The 7,714-nt window shown below is 33.1% G+C and carries 9 protein-coding genes; all 9 read left to right on the top strand.

Annotated elements, in window-relative coordinates:
* Positions 1-243 precede the first annotated feature (243 nt).
* Complete coding sequence (locus ACKI2P_RS03710; protein WP_407375131.1) at positions 244-441, top strand: hypothetical protein; 198 nt, start codon at positions 244-246, stop codon at positions 439-441.
* Positions 442-844: 403 nt separating this feature from the next.
* Positions 845-1,105, top strand: coding sequence for a hypothetical protein (locus tag ACKI2P_RS03715; protein WP_407375133.1), 261 nt, complete (start codon positions 845-847; stop codon positions 1,103-1,105).
* The gene (locus ACKI2P_RS03720; RefSeq protein ID WP_407375134.1) at positions 1,095-1,469 is read left to right on the top strand and encodes a hypothetical protein; all 375 of its coding nucleotides are present in this window, start codon (positions 1,095-1,097) and stop codon (positions 1,467-1,469) included. Before ACKI2P_RS03715 ends, ACKI2P_RS03720 begins: the two co-directional genes overlap by 11 nt.
* Before the next feature lie 23 nt (positions 1,470-1,492).
* Positions 1,493-2,119: a hypothetical protein gene (locus ACKI2P_RS03725; protein ID WP_407375136.1), complete on the top strand. Its 627-nt coding sequence runs from the start codon at positions 1,493-1,495 to the stop codon at positions 2,117-2,119.
* Positions 2,112-3,440 carry a terminase large subunit domain-containing protein gene (locus tag ACKI2P_RS03730; protein WP_407375138.1) on the top strand — a complete coding sequence of 443 codons (1,329 nt, stop codon included), beginning with the start codon at positions 2,112-2,114 and terminating at the stop codon, positions 3,438-3,440. The genes ACKI2P_RS03725 and ACKI2P_RS03730 overlap by 8 nt, the downstream gene beginning before the upstream one ends.
* Positions 3,441-3,446: 6 nt before the next feature.
* Positions 3,447-4,850: a hypothetical protein gene (locus tag ACKI2P_RS03735; protein WP_407375140.1), complete on the top strand. Its 1,404-nt coding sequence runs from the start codon at positions 3,447-3,449 to the stop codon at positions 4,848-4,850.
* Between the two features lie 10 nt (positions 4,851-4,860).
* Entirely contained in the window at positions 4,861-5,766 is a 906-nt protein-coding gene (locus tag ACKI2P_RS03740; RefSeq protein WP_407375141.1) for a hypothetical protein, read from the top strand.
* A gap of 85 nt (positions 5,767-5,851) precedes the next feature.
* Complete coding sequence (locus tag ACKI2P_RS03745; protein WP_407375142.1) at positions 5,852-6,934, top strand: XkdF-like putative serine protease domain-containing protein; 1,083 nt, start codon at positions 5,852-5,854, stop codon at positions 6,932-6,934.
* A gap of 40 nt (positions 6,935-6,974) precedes the next feature.
* The coding region (locus ACKI2P_RS03750; protein ID WP_407375144.1) for a hypothetical protein at positions 6,975-7,714 on the top strand (740 nt) is incomplete at its 3' end.

Genomic DNA, 7,714 nt, shown 5'->3' on the forward strand with positions numbered 1-7,714 from the left:
GTTATTTTCACTGTTATTGATAATACTATTACTAACCATATTAGAGTAGAGATAAGTAAGGATTTCTTTTATTTCCTTGAATGGGAGGATAATTATTATGCATAATCTAATCCAAGAACAATTAACTTATTATATTATATATAATTAGTTTTAGTTTTAGTTTTAAAAAGAAATATATACCCATAGGGGTAACGGTATAATATAATCCCATCAGTAGATTATAATATATAGGTAAGAAGGAATATGAATATAAATGATGATGAATTAGAAGACGAAACAGAAAACACAGACTTATGCCCAGAATGCAAAACATTCACAATACAATTAAGTCAAAACCGCAGCTACGAATACTGCACAGAATGCGGATTAATCACCAGAGCTAGCTACAGCTACGTCGCAGGACAAAAAATAGAACTGCCATATGGACTTCTAATCATCTAAAAAAAAGTTAATATTTCTTCGAATTTACGTCAAATTTTGCTATATGAGAAAATAAATTCGTCAAAACATATTTTAAACACACTATATTTTTTCGGATACTCTCCAAGATTAAGTTTATCTTTTTTCTCACAACTCTCTTTCAGGATAAACAAATTATCAAATAGAGTATCCGAAAAAATCCTCCAAAAACATGTCATGGAGAACATGACCAAAAAAAATTTAAATTATAATTTCTATTTTCAATAAATTGTCTCACCCCTATATTTTTTTTGACAAAAAAGAAAAAGATTAAATTAAATTTTTTTTTAGTCAAAAAAATGGTGTTCATAGTAAATTAGGGTTCAAATCCCTACCATGACATTTTCTTTTAGCTTAAAATTATTATAAAAGGTGGTAAATCTGTATGGAAACAAATAATATATCTACAATAGCAACTTTCGCAGCAATAATAATAACAACTATCCTAGCCTACTTTGGTTATACTGTAGATCAAGCACAATTAGCAACAGTACTGATGAGTGTAATCACATTAATAATTGCAATCTGGTCAAGTAAAAATCCAAATACATTAGAATTATTAGGCAATAAACCACAACCAGTTGCATCAGATGAAACAGTCTTGAATGATGAGTATGTAACTGGTGATGATAAAGATGGCTGCTGAATACACTTGTATACATGAAGAACAAATCCAAGGAATCAGCAGGAAAACTGCCGAACTAGAAGCCCGTGCAGATTATAAAGAAAAAAGGATAGAGGAATTGAATGATAAAATAAATAATATGGATAAAAAACTCGACATACTAGTTCAAGGCTTCAACGACTTCAAAGTAGACAGTAACAAAGGAGACGTGGAATTAGAATTACGAGTAAAAACAATTGAAACAGATTATCAAAACTTAAAAGAAAAATTAAAAGAAAAAGAAGATAATGAACAAAAACGTTTCAATAATAAAATGCTCATGATAGGAGCAGCCTTGACAGTAATAACAATTGGAATAAATATCTTATTCAATATAATACATTAAATATTGCCTTGGAGGGAAATACAATGGGATATGAAAAAATAGAATTAGTAGAACCCATATATGAACTCCAAGATAAAGAAACAGAAAGACAACACTACTTTTTAGAACTCTACTTAGAAGTCTCAGATGATAATATAACTAAGTTTATCAAATCATTTAAAGGATTAGGTAAAGGTGATGAATGGCAGTACGAAGGGAGTAAAAAAGAACTTTCTTTTAATCCACCTAAACCTAGAACTTTAACATTATGGTCTTCTTATTTACAATATAAAAATCGTAGAAGAGCTTATTGGGAAGATAAATTTAAAGAAATGCGAAAGCAAAGAAAAGAAAGAGCTGAAAAATTCTTATCATCATTCCAAGATGACCTTGAAGATGAACTTGCAAGTAATAAACGTATTTCTAAAGAAATTGAGATGGATGGGCAAGTTTTCCCACATTTGAAAGGTAAAGGTAAAAATGAAATAGCTTTTGCTAATAAGACTACTTGGGATATTTATAAGGAAGTGACTGGTGTTGAAGTTGCTAATACTGAGCAGAATGTTAACTTAAATGTTGATGCTGATGTTAAGCAGGAAACTAATGCTACTTTGAAAGCTGAAAAATTAATTAAACTCAAGCAAAGAATGGATGAGATGGATTATGATTAGTTTCAATGAATGGGATTGGTTGAATTTTGAATTAACAATCTTAGATAATCCATATATTGATTTTGAATTATATGATAAGCAAGTTCTTGTTGCTTTAACAAGTTGTCATAATCATGAGGGAATAAATGAGTTCCTGACTGGTGGTCCTGGTGGTGGAGGTAAAACAAAATTACTTGCAGCATTAGCATTACAGTTTGTAGAATTTCCACATTATCGTTGTTTAGTAACTCGTAAAAATTACAGGGAATTAGTTGGTACTGGTAGTGTTTTTGATATATTGAAAAATATTCCTGGAGTTAAATCAAGAGAATCAGGATTAATAAGGATTATATTTCCGTCTGGTGCAGAGATACATTTCAAAGCATTTAATGATGAATCTCATAAGCAAGATGTTAAAGGTGAATCTTATCATACTATCTTGAATGATGAAGCTTCAGAGTTACCGGAGTCAGTATTAAGATTTCTTTACAGGAGTTTACGTAAAAAAGCTGATGACTGGATACCATTAAGATTCGGTAATGCAAGCAACCCTGGTGGAGAATCAACAGATTACTTAATCGAGAAATATATTGACGGGGATTTACCCTACATTTGCATGGGATATAAAGACAATCCATATATTGATGATGATACTTATGAAGCTGCATTAATGGAATTAGATTATATAGATCAACAATATCAAATGAAAGGTGATTGGCATTACAGGCCAAGTGTTGGTGATTTATTATCCCTTGCAGAAGGCCAAGCACAATTAACCACATTAGATACTCCAGTGCATTATGAATTGATTAGTATTGATTTAGCAGGTAAAGGTAAAGACATGTTCGCAGTAGTCTGCTATGATTACTTAGTGAATGGTTTGGAATATATTAAAGATTTCGACCAGACACAATCCAGTAACCCTGAAAGTTTACTTGTTAATTTTGTAATTAAACATAATCCAAATCCCGCAGCTCCACGAACAAGTTTAATAGTAATTGAACAGGAAGGTGGAGGAAGTCCAGAATATGCACGAAAATACTTCCAAGAATTAATCTTAGATTACGGTTACAATATACCAGTAATCCTAAAGAAACCATCAGGAAGTAAATATCAACGTGCAAGACCATTAATGCATAGTATAAAATATGGTAATACAAAATTAAACCAAGAATCCATTTACATTAATGATTTCATTGATGAAAGCATACAATTATCACCGGACGGTAAAGGTAGAAGTCCGAACCTTGTTGATAGTGCAAGTTTAGCAAGGAATTATTTACATACTGATATTTTAGGAAATGTTTCACATGTTAGTGTTGGAGCAAGAATAGGAGGATAAAAGTTTATGAGAATACAAGGAAAAAATGTAGACCCGCAATTAGCAAGGATTGAGAAGAGTATTGCTAAAAATCTACAGAATAAAAATTTATTCCAATCTGAGAATAAAGATGTTGCGGAGAATGTAACTGAATTACATCCACCTATTCCAATGGAATCATGTTTATATGTTTTTCAGAAATCATCACATGTAGCTAAATGTTGCAGAATATTAGCAGATGACATCATCTATAATGATATTACATTAACTCCCAATACAATTGATGAACCATCTGATAAACTGGTTAATCAAGTTAAAAAAATTAATGAATTTCTAGAGGAAAATATAGATGAAATCCACAACATGGCCATTGATTATAATTATGCTGCATGGGCAGCAGTAGAATACATTTGGAATAATGTACGATTCAAACTAAAACAAATACCAATACATTCATGTAAAATAATCCGTACAACAATCAAAGACCAACAAGTATACTTGTTGAAACAACTAATCAACAGTAAAACTAAATACTTTAAAATCATGGGAGAAAATTATCCTGAAAACTTCATCTATTATGATAATCAGAAACTCGGACACGCTTCACTATTAGGTGGAGACAATATTTACCAATTCTTTGGATTACCAAGATGGATACAGAACTATGAGAAAATCTTAACTGAAATCGCAATAAGCAAATCCGATTACAAAACCGTATCCAATGGGAATATTAGTAGTGGGGTTCTGAATATTAATCTCGAACCACAACCTGTTAATCCAATACAATATGACTCTGAAGGCAATCCTGTAATCCAACAGGAAAGCCGTGAAGAAATTATTTCTAAAGAGTTAAGTTCAGCTAATGGTGGAACAGCAGTAATATTCACAGAATCCAATCGACCATTAAATATGGATTATGTAACATTAACCAATAACAATCAATCATACTTATCCGATTTAGGAGACAAATGTCAACAAGCAGTATTGAACGATTATAATATTCCATTAGTAAGATTAATGATTAACACTGAACGTGAATCAATGAACAGTGACAAGACTAAGTCAATCTGGGAGATTTACACATTAAACTTACGTAATGAACAAAAACCCTTCAAACAATGGATATGTGAATTAATCGATGAATTATACAGTATTGATGTTAATGTTGATATTTCAACTCCAATATTCAGTGACAGACGTGAAATCGAAGTTAAACTAATAAGTGACGCATGGAATAATGGAGCATTAACATTAAAACAATACATTACAGGATTAGCTGAGCATATTAGTGTAATTGATTTAAATGAATATGATTTCACAACTAATCCACATATATGGGAGTATCGTAAACTACCTGAACTAGAAGCTGGTTTAAGTGAAGATGATTTAAGATTAATTGAAGAAGTGGAAGCTCAATTAAAAGAAGCGTAAGATGATATTTATGAGATTTAACAGCAAATTTGAATATAAAAATTATCTTGGCAATCAACGTATTGCAATTATTCAAAAAGCTCATCATAAAACTCATACACTCATACAATTCATCAATAATGAATTAATTGATAAGAAGATCATCGAATGGAATAATGAATACACATCAGATATTCGTGACCCATATAGTGAGGATAATATTCGTAAATTACTTATTAATTATAATATTAAAGCTTCGGATGCGGATTTAAGACGAATATTAAAACATAGTCTTGTTACTCGTAGCCTTACATCTGAAGCTGAAGCTTTGAAAGTAATCCGTAATGTTAGTGAAGACTTAACAAGATTGGAAGTTGAAAGGATTGTTAAGAATCTAGATTATGCTGAAAATGTATTGGCTAATGCTGATGTTCAAATTAATAAATATAAATCATTGATTGAGAAATTACCAAGACATACTAGTCGTAAAGAAATCCTTGAAAAATGTATAACTGAAGATAAACCTTTACCATCTAATAGGCGTCAGGCTTTACTTGAAAGAGCATTGGAACGTGGAAGTAATTATAAAGGTAGACAATACACTTACAAGGAATTGAATCAGTTAAGCCGTGACTTGGAGAGGTATAAAACTCATAGATTAGATTATGAAACTGCAAGATTGGAGAATATTCAAGCTGACCGTGAGGGTTATGGTGTAATCAATGAAGAGAAGTCTTGGATATGGTCCACACTTGAAAAGACAAGACATCAAGGGATGGATGGTGAGACAGTTCCATTCACTGCTAAGTTTGAAGTAGTTAATGAAGTTACTGGTGATGTTGATTACTTACTATTCCCAGGTGATGTGACTAATGATCATAATAACTGCAGCAATATCTGTAACTGTGGATGTACTTATGAAATAATCAAAGCTTAAACTATTTTTATTTTTTAATAATCGCTTCTCTTAGCGAGAGCTAACTCAATTTTACTATTTAACCAAAATATTAGGAGTTGATAATGTGCCATTGCTTTGTAAGCAAAAGGCATTGTATGTAAAAGGTTGCGTAATACCGAACGGCGTGCAGGACTCTCAAGGAGATACACTTCATGCTGAAGACATCAAGAAGATTTTTACCAGTTTCAATAATCAAGATAATTTCGAGATTTACCATGAAGACAATCCGATACCGGAAGTGTCTTTACTCGAGAATTATATTTCCGTCGCTGATGAAACTCTGGGCACAAATGTTGTTCCGAGTGGAAGCTGGAATGTTGTAATACGTGTTGATAATCCTGAAATACAGCAAGGATTATTAAATGGAGAATTAGGAGGCTTGAGCCTCTCAAACAGAATTGCTCCAAGATGTAAAGGCAATCTGAAAGGAACAATCAGATACCAAGATATTCCTGATGCCGAATGCGTAGTTCCACGATTCATCAGTTTTGTTGAAGGTGGAGCTAACGGATACGGCCTGCATGTCTATGACTATGATGCCTACATTTTGAAAAGCAAAGATGTTGAATTTGAAGAAGAAAATGGAGGAAAAATAATGGACTTCAAAGAATTCTTAAATGGTCTTAAATCCTTGATTAAAGAGGCAGAAGCTCCTGTAGAAGAAGAACCTGCTATCGAAAAAGAGGATGAAGAGACTAAAGAGGAAGAAGTGGAAGTTACTCAGGAAGAAGAAATTGTAACTGAAACTGAAGAAGAACCAGCAGTTGAAAAAGAAGATACTGCAGAAACTGCTGAAGAAGAAGAAGCTCCAGCTGAAGAAGAAACCGAACCAGTTATTGAAAAAGAAACTGAAGAAACCGAAGAAGAAGCTGTGGCCGAAGAAACCGAAGCAGAGGAAACTGACCTTGAAGCAAGAGTTGCAAAACTTGAAGAAGCATTAGCTAAACTTGTTGCTGAAAAAGAAGAAGAACCAGTCAAAGAAGAAACTGAAACTCCAGACCCAGAAACTGAGCCTGAAGATGAAGACACACCAAAAATCACAAAATCTGAAAAAGTGATTATCGGAGAAACTCAAGTCAAAGAAACAACCAACTACTTTGAAATGACTGGAAGAGACCCTCGTACCGGTAAAAAAATCAGAAACTAAATTTTATTTAAATTAACCCAAAAAAGGACGGTGTTATAATATGATAACCAAAGCTGATATTGACGCAAACAAACCAGTTATTGTAAAATGGGATAAACCTTTACAATCATCTGGAGTTGCAACTGACGGTGTAATTGCTGGTCAAGCCAGTGAATTCATCACCCGTGTAGAAGAAGAATCCGAATTATTAGGAATGTTAAGATACATTGAAATGGATGGTGAAACCCAAGACATCCAATCTTTAAGAGTAAGAGCAAACCTCCAAAACATGGAGAAATTAACCGGCAATGTCGGTGCTCAAGTGGACAACATCAATTCACTTACCGAAACTTTACCAGGTATTCTTAAAGAAACTCTTGTTGCCAAAATGTTCACTGCATTTACCAAAATAGGTAAAGGCTTCATTAAAACCAACATTGAAAAAGAAGGTTTCATCTCCAAATATGAATCCTTACTTGCACCTGCATGTGCTTTCAGTGCAGAACAAATTGCAGTGTTCGGTAAAATCCCCTCATCCGGACAAACCAGTGCAGGTTACGAAGCATTAAACGGTATTCTTGCACAATTAGATGCAGTAGCTGCTGACTCTGTAGATTCATCTACTCATGCTTTAAAATCTAAACATGCTCTTGGTAAATACGGATACTACGATGACACTACCAGTGGACATGACCCTGCATGGGCTCCAATCCACGCAGGTGTCGGCTATGACATTTTACCACAAATCGATGCTATGCTCAATGCATATGTAAGTCGGATCGTAGCCATGTCGTTCTGTGA

The organism is Methanobrevibacter sp. (assembly GCF_045541095.1).
GTDB lineage: Archaea > Methanobacteriota > Methanobacteria > Methanobacteriales > Methanobacteriaceae > Methanocatella.

What these genes read in the sequence shown, in the direction of transcription:
- ACKI2P_RS03710 (WP_407375131.1), top strand. Translation starts at nt 244, where the DNA reads ATGAATATAAATGATGATGAATTAGAAGACGAAACAGAAAACACAGAC.
- ACKI2P_RS03715 (WP_407375133.1), top strand. Translation starts at nt 845, where the DNA reads ATGGAAACAAATAATATATCTACAATAGCAACTTTCGCAGCAATAATA.
- ACKI2P_RS03720 (WP_407375134.1), top strand. Translation starts at nt 1,095, where the DNA reads ATGGCTGCTGAATACACTTGTATACATGAAGAACAAATCCAAGGAATC.
- ACKI2P_RS03725 (WP_407375136.1), top strand. Translation starts at nt 1,493, where the DNA reads ATGGGATATGAAAAAATAGAATTAGTAGAACCCATATATGAACTCCAA.
- ACKI2P_RS03730 (WP_407375138.1), top strand. Translation starts at nt 2,112, where the DNA reads ATGATTAGTTTCAATGAATGGGATTGGTTGAATTTTGAATTAACAATC.
- ACKI2P_RS03735 (WP_407375140.1), top strand. Translation starts at nt 3,447, where the DNA reads ATGAGAATACAAGGAAAAAATGTAGACCCGCAATTAGCAAGGATTGAG.
- ACKI2P_RS03740 (WP_407375141.1), top strand. Translation starts at nt 4,861, where the DNA reads ATGAGATTTAACAGCAAATTTGAATATAAAAATTATCTTGGCAATCAA.